The sequence below is a fragment of the Micromonospora sp. KC721 genome (assembly GCF_004348355.1).
In the GTDB taxonomy this organism is placed as follows: Bacteria; Actinomycetota; Actinomycetes; order Mycobacteriales; family Micromonosporaceae; genus Micromonospora.
This window is the reverse complement of sequence record NZ_SMJY01000127.1, coordinates 1-17,900: the sequence shown is the minus strand read 5'-3', so window position 1 is coordinate 17,900 and position 17,900 is coordinate 1. Positions and strand designations below refer to the sequence as shown.

At 74.1% G+C, this 17,900-nt stretch carries 20 protein-coding genes; 7 read left to right on the top strand and 13 right to left on the bottom strand.

Annotated features, from left to right (window positions below; all coding sequences use genetic code 11):
• Both E1182_RS20460 and E1182_RS20455 read right to left on the bottom strand, forming a co-directional pair.
• On the bottom strand, positions 1–320 hold a 320-nt coding region (locus E1182_RS20460), incomplete at its 3' end, for a metal-dependent hydrolase (protein ID WP_243706328.1).
• A 9-nt stretch (positions 321–329) separates the two neighbouring features.
• Positions 330–1,283 carry a S66 peptidase family protein gene (locus E1182_RS20455; protein WP_371687579.1) on the bottom strand — a complete coding sequence of 318 codons (954 nt, stop codon included), beginning with the start codon at positions 1,281–1,283 and terminating at the stop codon, positions 330–332.
• 244 nt (positions 1,284–1,527) lie between these two features.
• Here E1182_RS20455 and E1182_RS20450 point away from each other — a divergent pair, with 244 nt between their 5' ends.
• Positions 1,528–2,142 (top strand): carbonic anhydrase, encoded by a 615-nt coding sequence (locus tag E1182_RS20450; RefSeq protein ID WP_132267724.1) that lies wholly within the window; start codon positions 1,528–1,530, stop codon positions 2,140–2,142.
• A gap of 218 nt (positions 2,143–2,360) precedes the next feature.
• Here E1182_RS20450 and E1182_RS20445 read toward each other — a convergent pair whose 3' ends face one another.
• Complete coding sequence (locus tag E1182_RS20445) at positions 2,361–2,690, bottom strand: hypothetical protein (RefSeq protein ID WP_132267722.1); 330 nt, start codon at positions 2,688–2,690, stop codon at positions 2,361–2,363.
• Between the two features lie 316 nt (positions 2,691–3,006).
• Between E1182_RS20445 and E1182_RS20440 the strand changes: the two genes are divergently transcribed.
• Together E1182_RS20440 and E1182_RS20435 are read left to right on the top strand one after the other, a co-directional pair.
• Positions 3,007–3,498, top strand: coding sequence for a DUF3145 domain-containing protein (locus tag E1182_RS20440; RefSeq protein WP_132267719.1), 492 nt, complete (start codon positions 3,007–3,009; stop codon positions 3,496–3,498).
• Between the two features lie 97 nt (positions 3,499–3,595).
• A complete protein-coding gene (locus E1182_RS20435; RefSeq protein ID WP_132267716.1) occupies positions 3,596–5,335 on the top strand; it encodes a glycoside hydrolase family 3 protein in 1,740 nt (579 codons plus the stop codon).
• Positions 5,336–5,357: 22 nt separating this feature from the next.
• Here E1182_RS20435 and E1182_RS20430 read toward each other — a convergent pair whose 3' ends face one another.
• Positions 5,358–6,032: a lipoprotein gene (locus E1182_RS20430; protein ID WP_132267713.1), complete on the bottom strand. Its 675-nt coding sequence runs from the start codon at positions 6,030–6,032 to the stop codon at positions 5,358–5,360.
• Positions 6,033–6,178: 146 nt separating this feature from the next.
• On the bottom strand, positions 6,179–6,358 hold the full coding sequence (locus tag E1182_RS20425) for a MerR family DNA-binding transcriptional regulator (protein ID WP_132267711.1): 180 nt from the start codon (positions 6,356–6,358) through the stop codon (positions 6,179–6,181).
• 87 nt (positions 6,359–6,445) lie between these two features.
• Between E1182_RS20425 and E1182_RS20420 the strand changes: the two genes are divergently transcribed.
• Positions 6,446–6,664 (top strand): hypothetical protein, encoded by a 219-nt coding sequence (locus tag E1182_RS20420; protein WP_132267709.1) that lies wholly within the window; start codon positions 6,446–6,448, stop codon positions 6,662–6,664.
• 52 nt (positions 6,665–6,716) lie between these two features.
• On the opposite strand, the gene E1182_RS20415 is transcribed toward E1182_RS20420, so the two are convergent.
• The 6 genes from E1182_RS20415 to E1182_RS20390 all read right to left on the bottom strand — a co-directional run bounded on the left by E1182_RS20415 (position 6,717) and on the right by E1182_RS20390 (position 13,164).
• Positions 6,717–8,138, bottom strand: a complete 1,422-nt coding sequence (locus E1182_RS20415; protein WP_132267707.1) for an acyl-CoA carboxylase subunit beta — start codon at positions 8,136–8,138, stop codon at positions 6,717–6,719.
• Between the two features lie 22 nt (positions 8,139–8,160).
• The gene (gene fabF, locus E1182_RS20410; RefSeq protein WP_132267705.1) at positions 8,161–9,387 is read right to left on the bottom strand and encodes a beta-ketoacyl-ACP synthase II; all 1,227 of its coding nucleotides are present in this window, start codon (positions 9,385–9,387) and stop codon (positions 8,161–8,163) included.
• A 2-nt stretch (positions 9,388–9,389) separates the two neighbouring features.
• Complete coding sequence (locus E1182_RS20405) at positions 9,390–9,629, bottom strand: acyl carrier protein (RefSeq protein ID WP_053653162.1); 240 nt, start codon at positions 9,627–9,629, stop codon at positions 9,390–9,392.
• A 74-nt stretch (positions 9,630–9,703) separates the two neighbouring features.
• Entirely contained in the window at positions 9,704–10,654 is a 951-nt protein-coding gene (locus tag E1182_RS20400; protein WP_132267702.1) for a beta-ketoacyl-ACP synthase III, read from the bottom strand.
• Entirely contained in the window at positions 10,651–11,820 is a 1,170-nt protein-coding gene (locus tag E1182_RS20395) for an acyltransferase domain-containing protein (protein WP_132267700.1), read from the bottom strand. The genes E1182_RS20400 and E1182_RS20395 overlap by 4 nt, the downstream gene beginning before the upstream one ends.
• Positions 11,821–11,907: 87 nt before the next feature.
• Complete coding sequence (locus tag E1182_RS20390) at positions 11,908–13,164, bottom strand: CdaR family transcriptional regulator (RefSeq protein WP_132267698.1); 1,257 nt, start codon at positions 13,162–13,164, stop codon at positions 11,908–11,910.
• A gap of 259 nt (positions 13,165–13,423) precedes the next feature.
• Between E1182_RS20390 and E1182_RS20385 the strand changes: the two genes are divergently transcribed.
• Positions 13,424–13,828 carry a hypothetical protein gene (locus E1182_RS20385; protein WP_132267696.1) on the top strand — a complete coding sequence of 135 codons (405 nt, stop codon included), beginning with the start codon at positions 13,424–13,426 and terminating at the stop codon, positions 13,826–13,828.
• A gap of 35 nt (positions 13,829–13,863) precedes the next feature.
• Entirely contained in the window at positions 13,864–14,790 is a 927-nt protein-coding gene (locus E1182_RS20380) for an NADP-dependent oxidoreductase (protein ID WP_207921460.1), read from the top strand.
• A gap of 86 nt (positions 14,791–14,876) precedes the next feature.
• Here the strand turns inward: E1182_RS20380 and E1182_RS20375 are convergent, their stop codons facing one another.
• Positions 14,877–15,533: a hypothetical protein gene (locus E1182_RS20375; protein ID WP_132267694.1), complete on the bottom strand. Its 657-nt coding sequence runs from the start codon at positions 15,531–15,533 to the stop codon at positions 14,877–14,879.
• A 242-nt stretch (positions 15,534–15,775) separates the two neighbouring features.
• Between E1182_RS20375 and E1182_RS20370 the strand changes: the two genes are divergently transcribed.
• Positions 15,776–16,366 carry a copper resistance CopC family protein gene (locus E1182_RS20370; protein WP_243706327.1) on the top strand — a complete coding sequence of 197 codons (591 nt, stop codon included), beginning with the start codon at positions 15,776–15,778 and terminating at the stop codon, positions 16,364–16,366.
• Between the two features lie 76 nt (positions 16,367–16,442).
• Here the strand turns inward: E1182_RS20370 and gltX are convergent, their stop codons facing one another.
• Complete coding sequence (gltX, locus tag E1182_RS20365; RefSeq protein WP_132267690.1) at positions 16,443–17,852, bottom strand: glutamate--tRNA ligase; 1,410 nt, start codon at positions 17,850–17,852, stop codon at positions 16,443–16,445.
• Positions 17,853–17,900 lie beyond the last annotated feature (48 nt).

Sequence of the window (17,900 nt, the reverse complement as noted above, 5' to 3'; positions counted from 1 at the left end):
GTACAGCAGCCGCAGGAGGCCGCCCGCAACGCCGCCGCCCCCGCCGCCGTGCCCCGGGCGATCAGGCGGGTCACCGGACCCAGTGACCGGGCGACGACCGACCCGGGATGGTCGAGGTCCGGCAGCAACGCCGCGCCGGCGGTGACCGCCGCGCCGACCACCACCGTGCCGACCGCGGGCCGCGCTCCCAGCCCGGCCGCCAGCGCGCAGCCACCCAGCCACGTCACCGCCCCGGACAACGCGTGTGAACGCCCCATCACCGCCCCGGTCACCACCCTCCACACACGACGCTCGGCGAGCATCGCAGAGGGCACCGACATCGAACGGGCCTACCGGTAGTCGGCGAAGATCCGGCGTTCGCCACCGTCGACGGTGACGGGGCCGCCGTGGGGCAGGATCCACTGCGGTCGGGTGTGACCGAACGGCACGCCGACGCAGACGACCGCCTGCGGGTTGTAGCCGGTCACCACCTCGACGACCGTGTCCCGCTGCTGCTCGCGCAGCCGGGCCCGGTCCTCGGCCGCGGGCCGGCGGGTGAGGTCGGAGACCGGCGGGCGGGCGACCAGGACCGCGTCGACCGCGCCGAGGATGCCGCGCTCGCCGAGGGAACGGACGATCCGGCCGACCTGGCGCGCGGGCAGCAGTTCCTCGGACGTCTCGATGAGCAGCACCCCGCCCCGCAGGGCTTCCGGTGGGAACGGGAAGCGACCCGCCGTCAGGATCCACTCGATGACTTCGAGGCAGCCGCCCCAGGTGATGCCGGTGACGCGGCGGCGCGGCCCGTACCAGCTCCACGGCTCGGTCGGCTCGCGTTCGCCGAAGGACTCCAACGCCCGCGGGTCGGCCCAGTCGATCCCGACGTCCTCGGACTCACCCGGATCGGTGATCTCGAGGCGCTCCCCGGTGAGCAGCGCGGCCCGCAGTGATCGCGCGTGGATGTCGTCCACGGCAGGCCCGGGCCCGAGGTGCACCTGGGACGAGCCGCCGTAGAAACTCGCGACGCCCAGTGCCCAGAGCCAGTGGTGCAGGTTCGTGTTGTCGCTGGTGCCGAGGAACGGCTTCGGGTCGGCGCGGGGCAGGTCGGCGTCCAGGTGCGGGATGACCGTGATCTGGTCGTCGCCGCCGACGACGGCGAGAATCGCCCGGACCTCGGGGTCGGCGAAGGCGGCGTTGATGTCCGCCGCCCGCGCCTGCGGGGTGGCACCGACCCTGCGGGTGGTCGGGTACTCGACCGGAACGAGGCCGGTCACCTCGGCCAGCCGTCGCATGGCCTGCTCGTGCACCTCGGGATAGACGCCCGGCGCCGCGAACGACGGCGAGAGGACCGCGATGCGGTCGCCGGGTCGGGCCTTGCGGGGACGAAGAAGATCAAGCGTCACGCCCGAGATCCAACCGCCGCGACCGTGCGTACGCACCCCGTTTCCGGCGTGACTTCCGGCGTCGACCCGGAAACATCTGTGAGGATCGGCGGCACCGGTGGGTGCGGCGGCTGGCCCCGGGGCGGGCTCGGTGACCACACTGGGCGACATGACCGTTTCGCACCCCGCCGCGCGCCGGACGCCCCGGGCGGCGCTGGCCGAGCTGCTGGCCGGCAACCGGAGGTTCGTCAGCGGCCGACCGGTGCACGGGCACGACGTCACCGCCGCCGCGGCCGTGGCCTCCGGTGACCAGCAGCCGTACGCCGTCCTGCTGGGCTGTGTCGACTCCCGGGTGCCGCTGGAGGCGATCTTCGACCAGACCTTCGGGTCGATCTGCGTGATCCGCACCGGCGCGCACGTGCTCGACCGGGCGGTGCGCGGTTCCGTCGAGTACGTGGTGGACCAGCTCGGGGTGCCGCTGGTGATGGTGCTCGGGCACGAGCGCTGCGGTGCGGTCGCCTCGGCGGTGGACACCCTGCGCAGCGGCCGACGGCCCGGCGGCGCACTGGCGTACGTGGTGGACCAGATCGCCCCGGCGGTGACCGAGGTGGGCGCGGACGACCCGGCGGTGCACCCGATGGCGGTACGGCGGCACGTGCGGCGCACGGTGGCCGCGCTGCGCGCCGACGAGCTGCTGGCCGGGCCGGTCACGGCGGGGAGGGTCGACGTCATCGGGGCCCTGTACGACCTGGCCACCGGGGAGGTGGCCCTCCTCGACCGGTGAGCCGCCCAGGCCGTCGGCGAGTTGGTCCTGCCGGCCGCGAGGCCGTCTCGCGAATTGCGCCAGGTGGCACCGCCCGACGGGCTGGATGCCGCGGTGTGGGCAACCGGAGTCGATCTTGTCGCGACGCCAACCGGGGGGATGTGTGAACCCCGGCCGGGGATGCGTGAACGCCCGCCGGGTGATACCGGCGGGCGTTCACGGTGTGCCTCGGGGAGGGCTCAGCCCTCGAAGACGCCGGCCTCGACGAGACGCTTCTCGGTCTTGTCCCAGCCGTGGTCGGGGTGGGCCGCGGCGAGGTTGTTGATCTCGGCGCGGATCTTGGCGGCGTGGCCGGCGGCGGCCAGCACCCGGATCTCCTCGACGAACGCCTCGGAGTCGGTGCGCAGGTGCGCGGTCTTGCCGTTGGTCAGGTTGCGCACGTAGGCGTGCTTGCCGCCGTTGAGCGGGATGAGGTACTTGAACTCGCCCAGCACGCTGAGGGCGCCACCCTGGCCAGCCTGGCCGGCCCGGACTGACGCGCGCGCGGTCTTAGAGGTGTTGCTCGCCACGGAGGTACTCCTTGCAGACGTACGGGAGGACGGGAACCGTCCGGGGGCTGATGCGGGTGACGCCCGGATGAGCCTCGGCCCGCGAAGATGTGCGGCGGCACAGAACCGCCCAGAGAACTGTACACGACCACGACGCCTGGCTGGTCACCGTGCCTGTCGCAGGGACACAACCGGGGCCGGTCGCCGGCTATTTCCCCGCCGCGGATTTCCCGATTCCCTGGCGCACCATCCGTCACAGCAGTCATCATGTGTTGCAGAGGCCGCCGGGTGGTCGAGGTCGTAGGGGAAGACGCACCTCGCTCTCCGGGAGGTCACCGTGCCAACGCGTGGCGTCGTATACGTCCACTCGACCCCGCTCGCCGTGTGCTCACACGTCGAGTGGGCGATCGCGCGCGTCCTCGCCGCGCCGGTCAACCTGCAGTGGACGGCTCAGCCCGTCGATCCCGGCGCCCGCCGGGCCGAGTGCGGGTGGACCGGTCGCCCGGGGACGGGTGCCGAGCTGGCTGCTGCCCTCCGGCAGTGGCCCATGATCCGTTTCGAGGTGACCGAGGAACCCAGTCCGGGCGCGGACGGGGAGCGCTTCATGCACGTGCCGGGCCGTGGCCTGTTCCGGGCCACCGTCGGTGCGGCCGGCGACATCCAGCTCGGCGAGGACCGGCTACGCAGCATGATGGCCGCCGCCCGTGGGCCGGAGGCGCTGGCGCACGCCCTGGACAAGGCACTCGGCACCCCGTGGGACGCCGAACTGGAGCCCTACCGGCACGCCGGCGACGGCGCCCCGGTGACCCTGCTCACCCGGGTGGGCTGAGCCGGAAACCGGACCCGGACAGCCGGGCGCGGACCGGCACGCCCCACCGCGGCCCGCCGACCGGCCCGGTTGCCGCAGCCACGCGACGCCGGGTTTGATGGGGCGCGTGCCGATTTCCCCGCGACGTGCCGGCGTCGCTCTCACCGCCCTGACCGCGCTGCTCCTGCCCGGATGCGCGGCGACCGGGCAGCCCCGACCCGCTTCGAGCCCGTCGGCCCCGGCCGCCAGCCCGAGCCCCACCGATCCGAGCCCGGCAGCGAGCACCGCCACCGACCCGAGCGCCCGCGCCGCAGCCCTGGCCGGCACCCTCTCCGACGAGGACCTGGCCGGCCAGGTGTTGATGCCGTACGCGTACGGCAGTTCGGCCACCACGGTCACCCCCGCCTCCGCCGCCGGAAACCGTGCCCTCGGCGGCGTCGACACCCCGGCCGAGATGGTGGCGAAGTACCGCCTCGGCGGGTTGATCCTGGTCGGCTTCAGCGCCGACGACCCGACCTCAGGCAACCAGAGCACCACCAACGTCGACAGCCCGAAGCAGGTTCGTGAGCTGACCGACGGGCTGCGCGCGGCCGCCGCGAAGCTGCCCACCGGCGTCGCACCCTTCCTGGTCGGCACCGACCAGGAGTACGGCGTGGTCACCCGGGTCACCGACGGGGTGACCATCCTGCCCAGCGCCCTCGCCGCCGGGGCGGCCGGCAGACCGGCGCTGACCGAGGCCGCCTGGCGGGCCGCCGGCGGCGAGCTGGCGGCGATGGGGATCAATCTGGACTTCGCGCCGGTCGCCGACGTGCTCGCCACCCGCAGCACGGTGATCGGCTCCCGCTCCTTCGGCGCCGACCCGAAGGGCGCCGCGGCCCAGGTCGCCGCCGCCGTGCGGGGCTTGCAGAGCGCCGGGGTCGCGGCGAGCGTCAAGCACTTCCCCGGGCACGGCCTGAGCGCCGACGACTCGCACAAGGAACTGCCGGAGATCACCCAGCCCCGCGGCGAGCTGGACCGGCTGGCGTTCCCGCCGTTCGCCGGCGGCATCGACGCCGGCGCCATGGCGGTGATGTCGGCGCACCTGGACGTCAAGGCGATCGACCCGGGCACCCCGGCCACCTTCTCCCGCAAACTGCTCACCGACGTGCTGCGCGGCCAGCTCGGCTTCACCGGCGTGGTGATCACCGACGGGATGAACATGGCGCCGGCCAAGCGGTACCCCCCGGGCGAGGCGGCGGTGAAGGCGCTGCTGGCCGGCAACGACCTGATCCTGATGCCGCCGAACGTCGGTCAGGCGTACGACGGGCTGCTCGCCGCGCTGCGCGACGGGACGCTGCCCCGCGACCGGCTGGTCGAGGCGGCCACCCGGGTGCTGACCATGAAGTTCCGGCTGGCCGACCGGCCCGCCCCGGCGATGTCCACGCTGAACAGCCCGGCGCACCGCCAGGCCGCCGACGCCCTCGCGGCGGCGGCCGTCACCATGCTGCGGGGCAACTGCGCCGCGCCCGTACCCGGCCCGGTCACCGTCACCGCCGCCAACGGTCGGGAGCGTACCCGGACACTGCTGGCCGAGGCGCTCACCGCTGCCGGGGTGAAGGTGGTGCCGCGTGGCGGCACCGAGGTGCACCTGGTCGGGTACGGCGACGGGGCCGGCGACCTGAACGCCGACGCGGCGGTGACCGTCGCCATGGACACCCCGTACGTGCTGGGGCAGGCGACCTCACCGGCCCTGCTGGCCACCTACTCGTCCAGCCGCGCCTCGATGACCGGGCTCGCCCGGGTGCTGGCCGGCAAGGCCCGACCGACCGGCCGGTCGCCGGTTCCGGTGCCCGGCCTGCCCGCCACCAGCTGCCGCTGACGTCCGCCGACCCGGGTGGACGTCAGCCGGTGACGGCGACCGTCCGCCCGGCCAGGCGGTACCCGGGCAGGACGTCGCCGACCTCGGCGACCAGCCCCTCGCTCACGGTCAGCAGCACGGCTCGGTCGCCGGCCCGGACCGCCAGGGCCCACTGCCGGTGCTCCTCCTCCAGCAGCTCGTTCGTGGAGATCCAGGACGCCTCGACCGCGTCCGCGCCGCCGGCCCGCACCGTCCGGTACCGCGGGTCGCTGGCCTTCTCGTCACCGGCGACGAACGCCTCCAGCGCCGGTCGTGGATCGGTGGTGGGCTGGTCGGTGAGCCACACCCGCAGGAAACCGGCACCGGCGGCCCGGCCGTCGACCTCGCACCGGACCGTCGCGCCGCCCCGCTTGGTCAGCTCCTCGCCGAGCAGTTCACCCAACTCGCCCTCGGGCACCTTGATCGGCTTCGCCGTGCGGTCCGGCCCGATGGAGAAGGTGAGCGGCAGTTCGCAGCCGCTGCCCTTGCCGCCGACCGTGGTGCCGGCCGGTGCCGGTGCGATCTCGTCGTGCCAGGGCGGCCCGGGGACCGCCGGCGAGGCGGTGGTGCTCGGTGACGGCGAGCCGTCGGCCGCCGGCTGTTCCTTGTCCTCGGCGCAGCCGGCGAGCAGGCAGAGAGTGAGCGCGGCCAGCAGGGTGGCGTGGGTACGTGGATGCATGGTGTCCATCCCCCGTTGACGACCTTCAGCGGGCCTTATCAAAGCGGTACGGGCAGCCGGCGTCAAACCCGTTCGCGCCCGGCGGCGGCGTGGCATCCGGGAGGGCGGTATCCGAGGGCCGGCCGGCCCTCGGATACGACGTCGGCTCAGCTGGCCGCGCGGAGGGCGGCGACCAGGCGGGCCACGGCGTAGCGCCGGTAGCCGCCCGGCGAACGGCCGGTCGGCGACAGCAGATCGAGGTCGGAGCAGAAGCGGATGGTCCGGACCGGCAGGCCGGTCCGGCGGGCGAGCTGCCCGATGGTGAACAGTTCGGTGCGGTCGTCCACGTCGGTCAGCCTCCAGTCTCCAGCCGCTGGAGAGTCAACCTGGAATACCGCTCGCGGTGGTGGGCTGCGGCTGGCAGCCACGCCGGCATGGGAACGGCGCAGGGTTTCGGGTACGTGCGGCGGGCCGACGGCACCGTGGTGATCACCCACCACGGGCGGGTGGCCGGCACGCTGCGGGGCGGCCGGGCGGCGGAGTTCCTCGCCGAGATCGAGGACGACCCGCAGCTGGTGATGGCCCGCTGGACGGGCAACTACCGCCGGGGCAACGAGCGGACCGCCAGTCAGCACCCCCGCAACCGGGGCTGAGACGACCGGGGGTCCGCGCTCGATGAGCGCGGACCCCCGGGTGTGTCCGGTGCTACAGCGGGATGTTGCCGTGGGCGCCCCGCGCGGCCGGCGCGGCGGCCAGCGCCTCGGCGAGCCGGCGCCGGGTCTCCTCCGGCTTGATCACGTCGTCCACCACGCCGATTTCCAGCGCCCGGTTCACTCCGCCGGCAACCCGGGTCTGCTCCTCGATCAACTGCGCGCGCAGCGCCTCCCGCTCCTCCGTTGGGGCGGCGGCGAGCTTCTTGCGGTGCAGGATGTTCACCGCCGCGCTGGCGCCCATCACCGCGACCTCCGCGTTCGGCCAGGCGAAGACCGCGGTCGCGCCGAGCGAGCGGGAGTTCATCGCGATGTACGCCCCGCCGTACGCCTTGCGGGTCACCAGCGTCACCCGCGGCACCACCGCCTCGGCGAAGGCGTGCAGCAGCTTCGCTCCGCGCCGGACCACGCCGTCCCACTCCTGGCCCAGCCCGGGCAGGTAGCCGGGGACGTCGACCAGCACGATCAGCGGCACACCCAGCGAGTCGCACATCCGCACGAACCGGGCTGCCTTCTCGGCGCTGGACGCGTCGAGGCAGCCACCGAGCCGCAGCGGGTTGTTGGCGATAACGCCGACCGTACGACCGGCGAACCGGCCGAGCGTGGTGACCACGTTCGGTGCCCACTTGGCGTGCAGCTCCACACCGGGGGTGTCGAGCAGCGCCTTGACCACCGGCTTCACGTCGTACGCCCGGTTGGTCTCGGCGGGCATCCGCGCGGCCAGGTCGTGGTTCTCGTCACCCACCGGCACGTCGTCCGGACAGAGCCGACCCTGGTGCCCGAGCAACGCGGCGAGCTTGCGCGCCTCCGTCATCGCCGCGGCGTCGTCGGCGCACGTCACGTGCACCACCCCGGAGCGCCGGCCGTGCGCCTCGGGACCGCCGAGGCGCTCCATGTCGACCTGCTCGCCGGTGACACTGCGGACCACCTCCGGCCCGGTGACGAAGATCCGGCCCGTCCCGCTCATCACCACGATGTCGGTCAGCGCCGGACCGTACGCCGCGCCGCCGGCCGCCGGGCCGAGCACCACCGAGATCTGCGGCACCCGGCCGGAGGCCCGCACCATCGCCGCGAAGACGTGCCCGACGGCGTCGAGCGCGACCACGCCCTCGGCCAGCCGGGCGCCGCCGGAGTGCCAGAGACCGAGCACCGGCACCCGCTCCCGCACGGCGGTGTCGATCGCGTCGACGATGTGCCGGCAGCCCTCGGTGCCCATCGCGCCGCCCATCCGGGTGCCGTCGGTGGCGTACGCGATCGCCGGCGTACCGTCGATCTCCCCCCGTGCCCAGAGCACGCCCGAGGTGTCCCGCGGCGCCAGCAGGCGCAGCGAGCCGGCGTCGAACAGGGCCCGGAGCCGGACCTCGGGATCGCGGTAGTCGGTGGTCGAGGTGTCCGCGCTGACGGCGGTCGTGGTCACTTGAGCCTCCAAGGCTGTGGTCTCAGGCCCGCGTGAAGACGAGAGCCACGTTGTGGCCGCCGAATCCGAACGCGTTGTTCAGCGCGGCGGGGATCTCCATGTGGCGCGCCTCGTGTGCGGCCACCTCCAGGGTCAGGCCGTCGTCCGGGTCGTCCAGGTTGATCGTCGGGGGGACGACACCGTCGCGGATGGCCAGGATGGTGGCGATCGACTCCAGCGCCCCGGCCGCGCCGAGCAGGTGACCGGTCATCGACTTGGTCGCCGCCAGCACCGGGTGGTCCCCGACGGCCTGGTGCAACGCGGCGATCTCCAGCATGTCGCCCACCGGCGTCGACGTGGCGTGCGCGTTGACGTGCATGATGTCCATTCTGGCCACGTCGGCGTCCGCGATCGCCTTCCGGATTGCCCTGATCGCGCCCTCGCCCTCGGCATGTGGCTGCACCATGTCGTACGCGTCGGAGGTGATGCCGGCGCCGGCGAGGCGGGCGTACACCCGGGCGCCGCGGGCGGCGGCGTGGTCGGCGCGCTCCAGCACCACGATGCCGGCGCCCTCGCCCAGGACGAAGCCGTCGCGACCCTTGTCCCACGGGCGGGAGGCCCGCTCCGGCTCGTCGTTGCGGGTGGACATGGCCCGCATGGAACTGAAACCGGCGAGCGGCAGCGGGTGGATGACCGCCTCGGTGCCGCCGGCCACCACCACGTCGGCCCGGCCGGCGCGGATGATGTCCAGCCCGAGCGCGATGGCCTCGGCGCCGGTGGCGCAGGCGCTGGCCACCGTGTGCACCCCGGCCTTGGCACCCAGTTCCAGCCCGACCCAGGCGGCCGGTCCGTTCGGCATCAGCATCGGGATGGTGTGCGGGGAGACCCGGCGCGGGCCGGACGCCTCCAGGATGTCGTCCTGGGCGAGCAGGGTGGTGGCGCCGCCGATGCCGGAGCCGACGCTGACCGCCAGCCGCTCCGGGTCCAGCCCGGAGTCGGCGAGGCCGGCGTCGGCCCAGGCCTGCTCCGCGGCGATCAGGGCGATCGCCTCGGAGCGGTCCAGCCGGCGCAGCTTGACCCGCTCCAGCACCTCGGAGGGGTCGACCGCGAGCTGGGCGGCGATGCGGACGGGCAGTTGCCCGGCCCACTCCTGGGTGAGCGGACCCACCCCGGAGCGGCCGGCGAGCATGGCGTCCCAGGTTGACGCGACGTCCCCGCCCAGCGGGGTGGTCGCGCCGATCCCGGTGACGACGACGTCGATACGACTCATGATCAGGACTGCGCCTCGATGTAGCTGACGGCGTCCCCGACGGTCTTCAGGTTCTGCACCTCGTTGTCCGGGATCTTGACGCCGAACTTCTCCTCCGCCGCCACCACGACCTCCACCATGGAGAGCGAGTCGACATCGAGGTCGTCGGTGAAGGACTTCCCCTCGGCCACGTCGTCCGGGTTCACCCCGGCAACCTCTTCGAGAATCTCGGCGAGGCCGGTGGTGATCTCGTCACGGGTCATTGCGGTGGGTTTCCTCTCCATAGGTGTTGTTCTCCGCCGGGCGGCGGGGCGGCACGGTGGGACCGGCCGGGTCTTCACGGGCAGCGGACGACCTGACCTGCGTAGGTCAGGCCGCCGCCGAAGCCGAACAGCAGCACCGGGGCGCCCGAGGGCACCTCCCGCCGCTCGACCAGCTTCGACAGGGCCAGCGGCACGCTCGCCGCCGAGGTGTTGCCGGACTCGACGATGTCCTTGGCGATGATCGCCTGCGGGATGCCCAGCCGCTTGGCGATGCCGTCGATGATCCGGCCGTTGGCCTGGTGCGGTACGAACGCGGCGAGCTCGGACGGGGCCACCCCGGCCCGCTCGCACGCCTGGAGGGCCAGCGGGGCCAGCGCGGTGGTGGCCCAACGGAACACCGCCTGCCCCTCCTGCGCGACGTACGGCTGCCAGCCCTCGATGCGTACCGCGTCGCTCTTCTCCGGCACCGAGCCCCAGACCACCGGCCCGACCCCGGCCGGCTCGTCGCCGGTGGTGGCGGTGACCACCGCGGCGCCCGCGCCGTCGGCGAAGATGATGCAGGTCGAACGGTCGGTCCAGTCGGTGAAGTCGGAAAGCTTCTCCGCTCCGATGACGATCGCGTTGCGGGCCGCGCCGGCCCGGATCGCGTGGTCGACGGTGCCCAGCGCGTACGCGAAGCCCGAGCAAGCGGTGTTCAGGTCGTACGCCCCCGGGGCGGTGATGCCCAGCCGGGCGGCGACCCGGCAGGCCACGTTCGGGCTGCGGTCGATGGACGTGCAGGTGGCCACGACGACCAGGTCGATGTCGGCGGCGCTGAGGCCGGAGTTGGCCAGCGCCTTGCCGGCGGCGGCGGTCGCCATGTCGGCCACCGACTCGCCGTCGGCGATCCGCCGGCTGACGATCCCGACGCGGTCCCGGATCCACTCGTCGTTGGTGTCCACGAGCTGGGCGATGTCGTCGTTGGTCACCACCCGGGAGGGCTGGTAGTGCCCGAGCGCCGCGATCCGGCTTCCGGTGACGCTCATGCCTGGCCTCCGATGCGGGCGAGGGGCTGACCCGGCGCGACCGGGTCGTCGTGGTGGGCCAGCCACTCGGTGAGCAGCCCGCTGTCGTGTGCGGTCACCTCGACCGGCCCCTGTCGGGTGGCGATGTGGCCGATCACCTGGCCGGTGCGCAGGTCGGCGCCCTCGGCGAGCGCGGCGACCGGTTCGAAGGTGCCCGCGGCGGGGGCGACGACGACCCGGAACTGGATCACCGGCTCGTGCCCGCCGAGGCCGCTGTGCCGGGCGATCAGGTCACGGGCGGCGGGCAGGTCGTCGGGGGTGTTCAGGGTGACGATCTCCGGAACGCCGGTCGCCTTCAGCTCGCGCTTGATCAGGCCCGCCAGGGTGCCGGCCGGAGGCAGCTCGATCACGGCGGTGACGCCCAGGTCGGCCAGGGTACGCATGCACAGGTCCCAGCGGACCGGCGCGGTGACCTGCCGGACCAGCCGCTGGACCATCTCCCGGCCGTGGTTGACCGCCGCGCCGTCGAGGTTGGACAGCAGGATGCGGGCCGGGTCGGTCGGGGTGATCCCGGCCGCCACGCCGGCCAGCGCGGCCTCGGCGGGGGCCATGTACGGGGTGTGGAACGCCCCGGCGACCTTGAGCCGGGTGATCCGGGTGTTCGCCGGCGGCTCGGCGGCGAGCTTGTCCAGCCCGTCGAGGCTGCCGGCGGCGACGACCTGGGCGGCGGCGTTGCGGTTGGCCGGGTGCAGCCCGTGCGCCTCGATGGCGGCGAGCACCTCGTCCGGGTCGCCGCCGAGCACGGCGGCCATCCCGGTCGGCTCCAGCGCGCAGGCGGCGGCCATCTCCCGGCCGCGCACCCCGGCGAGGGTGATCGCGACCTCGGCGGGGAGTACCCCGGCCAGCGCGGCCGCGCCCAGTTCCCCGACGCTGTGCCCGGCGGTGACGGCGACGTCGTACATCGGCAGGTGCTCCGCGGCGAGCAGGGCGGCGGCCACCAGCAGCGGCTGGGTGCGGGCGGTGTCCTTGATCTCGTCGGCGTCGGCCTTCGTGCCGAGGTGCACCAGGTCGACCCCGGCGAGCGCGGACCACCAGCGCAGCCGCGCCTCGGTGCCGGTCAGGTCGAGCCAGGGGGTCAGGAAGCCGGGTTTCTGGGAACCCTGGCCGGGTGAGAGTACGGCGAGCACGTCTAAAACTCTGCTGGATACGCGTGGGTAGCGCTGTGCCGACACCGACCAAACCGCACTAGAACGTTTGGAGGAAACCTACAAACATCAACGCCGATCATCGCTTGATTGTGATGTTTTCCTAACTGTTGGCGGCAATGTCGGACTCGGGGCTGCTGCTACCACCGGGGCCACCGGGTCGAGCCGACCCACCGTGAGCGCCACCTGCAGCGCGAAGGCGTCCCGGGGCGCCAGCGGCGAGAAGCCGGTCACCTCGGCGATCCGGCGCAGCCGGTAGCGGACCGTGTTCGGATGCACGAAGAGCGCCCGGGCGGCGCTCTCCAGCGTCCCGCCGGCGGCGAGGAAGGCGTCCAGGGTTTCCAGCAGCTCGCCACCGGCCCGCACCAGCGCCGCGTACACGTCGTGCCGCAACCGCCGGCGGGCCTCGGCGTCGCCGGCCAGGGCCCGCTCGGGCAGCAGCGCCGCCGCCGGCACCGGGCACGGCGCGGTCGGCCAGGCCGGCGCCGCCCGGAAGCCGGCCAGCGCGGCCCGCGCCGACTCCGTCGCCTCGTCCAGACTGGGTACGGCCGGCCCCACCACCACCGGACCCGTACCGAACGCGGGCAGTAGCTTCTCGGTGGCGGCGAGCGGATCGGCGGCCCCACCGAGCACGATGACCAGCCGGTCGCCGTGCACCCCGCCGATCACCTCCACCCCGATCCGGCGGGCGTGCCGGTAGACCGTGTGCAGCACGGCGGCGACCTCACCGCCCGGGGAACGGCCCACTGCCACCGCCACCGGCGGGGCGTCCGCCCAGCCGAGCGCCGCGGCCCGGCTGGCCAACACGTCCGGGGAGTCGCCGCGCAGCAGCGCGTCCACCAGCAGGGCCTGCAACCGCGCGTCCCACGAACCGCGGGACTCGGCGGCGCGGGCGTACACCCGGGCGGCGGCGAAGGCGATCTCCCGGGAGAAGCGCAGCACCGCCTCCCGCAACCGCTGCTCCTCGCCCTGGACGGCCAGGTGCCCCACCTGCTCCTCGACCACGTCGATGGTCACCTTGATCAGCGCCACGGTCTGCTGGAGGGTGATCGAACGGGCCAGCGCCTGGGGGGCGGTGGCGAAGACCTCGTCGGAGACCTCCTGGGTCGCGTCCGGTGTCCCGCCGCCGCCGCGCAGCCACTGCACCAGGGACCGGACGCCGGCCTGCGCCACCAGCATGACCCAGGACCGCTGGTCGGCCGGCAAATCCCGGAACCAGGGCAGGGTCTCGTCCATCCGGGAGACGCTCGCGGTGGCCAGCGCCCCCGCCGCCCGTTCGATCCGGCGCAGCGTGGCCGCCAGTTCCGTCCCGCCCGGTTCGCTCACCGCCTCAGCCTGTCACGTCCCCACCCGGCGTCGAGCTCCGGGCGGCCCCGCGGCCGCCCCGGCCGGAGACGCAAGTCGGCCCCACCGTCGCCGTCGTGATCCGCCCGGTCGCGTCCCGGGACCGGGAGACGATCTTCCGCGCCGGCCGTGACGCCGGCACCGGGGGTACGTGCCGGAGGGAACGTCGGTGCCGGCCAGTACGGTGGCACTGCCGCCGGGGCGACCTTCCGGCGCGACGCGAGCGTGAGGAGACCGCGGTATGGCGCACGGGGAGGCCGACCACGGCTGCGCCCAGGGCGAGTCCTGCCGGCCGGGCCAGCACGACCAGACGGGGTCGGCCCGACCGCACCGCCGGCTGGTCGCGGCGCCCTGCCCCAGCGAGCAGGTCGCCCGGGGATCCGAGCGGGCCGACGACGAGCTGACGGTGCCGCGCCAGCGTTCCGGCCAGGAGCGGCCGGAGGGGTGCCCGGGCGTGCGGGCGACCGAACCGCCCGCGCCGGAGCCGCCGGGTGGCCGAACCCACGGCGTCGAGCCGGCCGGGCGGGATGCGTCGCGCGGCTGCCGCAGCGAGCTGGCCGGATGGGCCGGCGCGCACCGGCACGGCCCGGTCCGCCCCGGGCGGCGTCCGGTCCGCCGGGAACGGCCGCCGCACCGCTGGTGCTGATCGTCCGCCCACCGCACGGCCAGTAGCGTGAACGTGTGAAAGCGATCGCGATCGACGCGTACGGTTCGGCCGACCGGCTCGCCCTGCGGGATCTCCCGGACCCACCCGTCGGCCCGGACACGGTCCTGGTGCGGGTGCGGGCAGCCGGGGTGAACCCGGTCGACTGGCGGATCCGCGAGGGTCATCTCGCCGGGGCCATTCCCGGCCACTTCCCGTTGGTGCCCGGCTGGGACGCCGCCGGCGTGGTGGCGGCGGTCGGCCCCGCGGTGACCGGGTTCTCCGTCGGTGACGAGGTGATCGGCTACGTCCGGCGCGACCACATCCAGCACGGCACGTACGCCGAACTGGTGCCCGCTCCGGAGCGCTGCCTGGCGGACAAGCCGGTGCGGGCGTCCTGGGCCGTCGCGGGTGGGCTGCCGCTGGCCGGGCTGACCGCGTACCAGGCGTTACGGGCGACGCGGACCGGCGCGGGGGACACCGTGCTGGTGCACGGCGCGGCGGGCGGGGTGGGACACCTGGCGGTGCAGCTCGCCCGGGCGCTCGGCGCGGATCGGGTGATCGGTACGGCGGGCGAGGCCAACCACGACTTCGTCCGCTCGCTCGGTGCCGAGCCGGTCCGCCACGGGGTGGGGCTGGCCGAGCGGGTCCGGGCGGTCGCGCCGGACGGGGTGGACGTGGCGCTCGACCTGTTCGGCGGGGAGGCGTTGCACGTCTCCGCCGCACTGCTGTCCCGCCCGGGCCGGCTGGTCTCCGTCGCCGACCCGGAGCACGTCACCCGGCTGGGTGGCAGCTACCTGTTCGTCACCCCGTCCACCCCGGACCTGACGGTGCTGGCCGGCCTGGTCGACGCCGGGCGGCTCACCGTGCACGTCGAGCGGACGTTCCCGCTGGCCCAGGCCGCGGCGGCGCAGCGCCTGGTGCAGGCCGGGCACGTCCGCGGCAAGGTGGTGCTGGAGGTCTGAGCCCGGCCCCCGGTCGGGCCTGGTGAGCTGAGCCCGGCCCCCGGTCGGGCCTGGTGAGCTGAGCCCGGCCCCGGGGTCGGGCCTGGTCAGCGGGTGCGGCGGCGGACCAGCAGGGCGATGCCGGCCAGCCCCGTGGTGATCACGAGCACCACGCCCAGGTTGAGCAGGAGCAGGCGCTGCAGTTCGGTGATCGCGGTGTCGATGTCCCGGGCGGGGTTGATCGCGTCCTCTGGGATGACCCGTTCACCGCCGCCGATGCCACCGCTGAGGGTGTCGAACCGCCGCTCCAGCGGCACGCCGGCGTGGCGCAGGGTCTCGGACATGTTGAGCCGGCCGAGGAACCAGCCCGCGCTGGTCTTGCGCCCGTCGGGTTGCTTCGCCGGCCGGTACACCCGAGGGCCGCCCTTGGCCAGCGGGTAGAGGTCGAAGGTCTGCTTCGGGGTGTCCCCGGCGAGCACCACGACGGTGTACTTCGGACCGAGGTCGGCCACCTTCGGGCCGGTGCGCGCTCCGGTGCGGCTGAACCAGTTGACCTGGTCGATCACCGCTAGCACGAGAGCGGACTGGGTGTCCGAGCGCAGCCGCAGCGGCCCGTCGAGCCCGACGCCGGTGATGTCCACCCCGGGTGCCGGCTTCGGCGCGGCACCGGCCGCCCGGGCCGGCGCACCGGTGCCCAGGCCCAACAGCAGGGCCGCCGTCACCGCCGCGAGCACCCCGAGCATCCGCCTCGTCCGTCCGACCATCGCCGCCTCCTCGCCCCGTTCGATGGATGGCTGTGCTGCAGGTCACGCGTTGGTGTGCCGACGGCGGTGACCGTGCCGCGGGCGGGTGCCCACCGCAGAGACTCCGTGGGACGGCGATCGGTTGCAGCTGCTCGACCAGTATGTGGAAATATTTGTGATCCGGATCCGACGAACGGTCAACCCTTGATCAGCGGGCGGATCGTACCTTTGCGGAGGGACTCATGGGGGGCAGGGTCGCACGTGTGGCGCGCGCCACGCCAGTGGTTATGGGCGCGGCGCTCGGTGTGTCGCTTCTGCTGCCGGCGGCACCGGCCGTCGCGCACAACTCACTGACCGGCAGCAACCCGGCCGACGGGGCTCGGGTGGCGACCGCGCCGGCCCAGGTGGAGCTGCGGTTCCTGTCGAAACTGGACCCGGCGACCACGAGGATCACCGTGGTCGGTCCGGGTCGGGTGCCGGCCGCCGGCGGCGAGCCGCGCTTCACCGGTAACCGGGTACGTGTGCCGTTCGCCCCCGGGCCGGCGGGCGAGTACATCGTGGGCTATCGGGTGGCCTCCGGCGACGGCCACCCGGTGCAGGGAGAGGTGACCTTCACCCTCACCACCGGGGTGTCGTCGCCCGCGCCGAGCGCCACCCCGTCCGTGAGCACCTCCCCCGTCGCGCCGACGACCCCCGCGCAGGCCGGCACCCCGGGCGCAAGCGCCCCGACCACCACCGGACCGGCCCCGGCCGCCGCCGGTAACCAGGGCACGCCAGTCTGGCCCTGGCTGCTCGGCGCCGGTCTGGCCGTGGCGCTCGGCGGCGCGCTGCTGCTACGCCGCCGGCGGTCCTGAGCTTTCCCCGCCGCACGCTGCTGCGCCGCGGGGTCCTGAGCCATCCCCGGCCGCCCGGCCGGGGATGGCGTACCCGTCAGACCAGGCGGACCCGGGCGGCGCGCAACCGGGCCAGGGTACGCTCCCGGCCGAGCACCTGCAGCGATTCGAACAGCGGCAGCCCGACGGTGCGGCCGGTGACCGCGACCCGGACCGGCGCCTGCGCCTTGCCCAGCTTCAGCCCGCGCTCGGCGCCGACCGCCTCCAGGGTCGACTTCAGCGCGTCGGCGTCCCAGGATGCCAGCGCCTCGTACCCGGCGATCGCCGCGTCGAGCAGTTCGGCCGCGCCCTCCTTCATGGCCTTGGCCCAGGCGGCCTCGTCGATCAGCGGATCGGCCACGAAGAGAAAGTCGACGTTCGGCACGATCTCGCTGAGCACCGCGATCCGGGTCTGCGCCAGCGGCGCCACGGCGGCGAACACCTCGGCGTCGAACTCCTCGGGCCGCCACGGCGGCGGGGCGATGGTGTCGGTGCCGCTCAGCCACGGCTGGCAGGCGGCGACGAACTCGTCGACCGGCAGCGCGCGGATGTACTCGCCGTTGAACGCGCGCAGCTTCTTCTCGTCGAAGAAGGCGGGGGAGGGGTTGACCTCCTCCAGCCGGAACTCCTCCTCGATCACCGACCAGGGCACGATCTCCCGGTCGCCCGAGGGTGCCCAACCGAGCAGCATCAGGTAGTTGCGCATGGCGTCGGCGAGGTAACCCTCGTCCCGGTACGCCTCCAGGGCCACCTTGTCGCGGCGCTTGGAGAGCTTCTGTCGCTTCTCGTTGACCACCACCGGCACGTGGGCCCAGACCGGCGGCTTCACCCCGAGCGCGTCCCAGAGCAACTGCTGCTTCGGGGTGTTGGGCAGGTGCTCCTCGGCCCGGATCACGTGGGTGATCCCCATGGTCAGGTCGTCCACGACGTTGGCCAGCAGGAACACCGGGGAACCGTCGCCACGGGCGATGACGAAGTCCTCGATGAGCCGATTCTCGAAGGTCGGCTCACCGCGGATCAGGTCGACCACCACGGTCTCGCCCTCGTCGGGCGTCCGGAAGCGCAGCGCGCGGCCCGCACCCGGCTCCAGGCCACGGTCACGGCAGTAGCCGTCGTAGCCGGCGTACTGCGAGCCGGTGCGAGCCTGCACCACCTCCCGCGTGCAGTCGCAGTAGTAGGCGCGGCCGGCGTCGTGCAGCCGCTGCGCGGCGGCGCGGTGCTCGGCGGCGTACGACGACTGGAAGTACGGCCCCTCGTAGCTGTCGCGGGCGATGCCGATCCAGTCCAGCGCGGACAGGATGCCCTCGGTCCATTCGGGCTTGTTGCGTGCGGCGTCGGTGTCCTCGATGCGCAGCACGAACACCCCGCCCTGCTGCTTGGCGTAGATCCAGTTCTGCAGCGCCGAGCGGGCACCGCCGACGTGGAACATACCGGTCGGGGAAGGGGCGAAGCGTACACGTACCGTCACGTCCCCAGCCTACGGCCGACCACCACCCGATTCCCCAGGGGGCCACGC

Excerpts from the sequence above, each read along its gene's own strand:
- E1182_RS20420 (WP_132267709.1), top strand. The coding sequence starts at position 6,446 with ATGGGAACGGCGCAGGGTTTCGGGTACGTGCGGCGGGCCGACGGCACC.
- E1182_RS20375 (WP_132267694.1), bottom strand. The coding sequence starts at position 15,533 with ATGGTCGGACGGACGAGGCGGATGCTCGGGGTGCTCGCGGCGGTGACG.
- fabF (WP_132267705.1), bottom strand. The coding sequence starts at position 9,387 with ATGAGTCGTATCGACGTCGTCGTCACCGGGATCGGCGCGACCACCCCG.
- E1182_RS20400 (WP_132267702.1), bottom strand. The coding sequence starts at position 10,654 with ATGAGCGTCACCGGAAGCCGGATCGCGGCGCTCGGGCACTACCAGCCC.
- E1182_RS20450 (WP_132267724.1), top strand. The coding sequence starts at position 1,528 with ATGACCGTTTCGCACCCCGCCGCGCGCCGGACGCCCCGGGCGGCGCTG.
- E1182_RS20405 (WP_053653162.1), bottom strand. The coding sequence starts at position 9,629 with ATGACCCGTGACGAGATCACCACCGGCCTCGCCGAGATTCTCGAAGAG.
- E1182_RS20435 (WP_132267716.1), top strand. The coding sequence starts at position 3,596 with ATGGGGCGCGTGCCGATTTCCCCGCGACGTGCCGGCGTCGCTCTCACC.
- E1182_RS20430 (WP_132267713.1), bottom strand. The coding sequence starts at position 6,032 with ATGCATCCACGTACCCACGCCACCCTGCTGGCCGCGCTCACTCTCTGC.
- E1182_RS20385 (WP_132267696.1), top strand. The coding sequence starts at position 13,424 with ATGGCGCACGGGGAGGCCGACCACGGCTGCGCCCAGGGCGAGTCCTGC.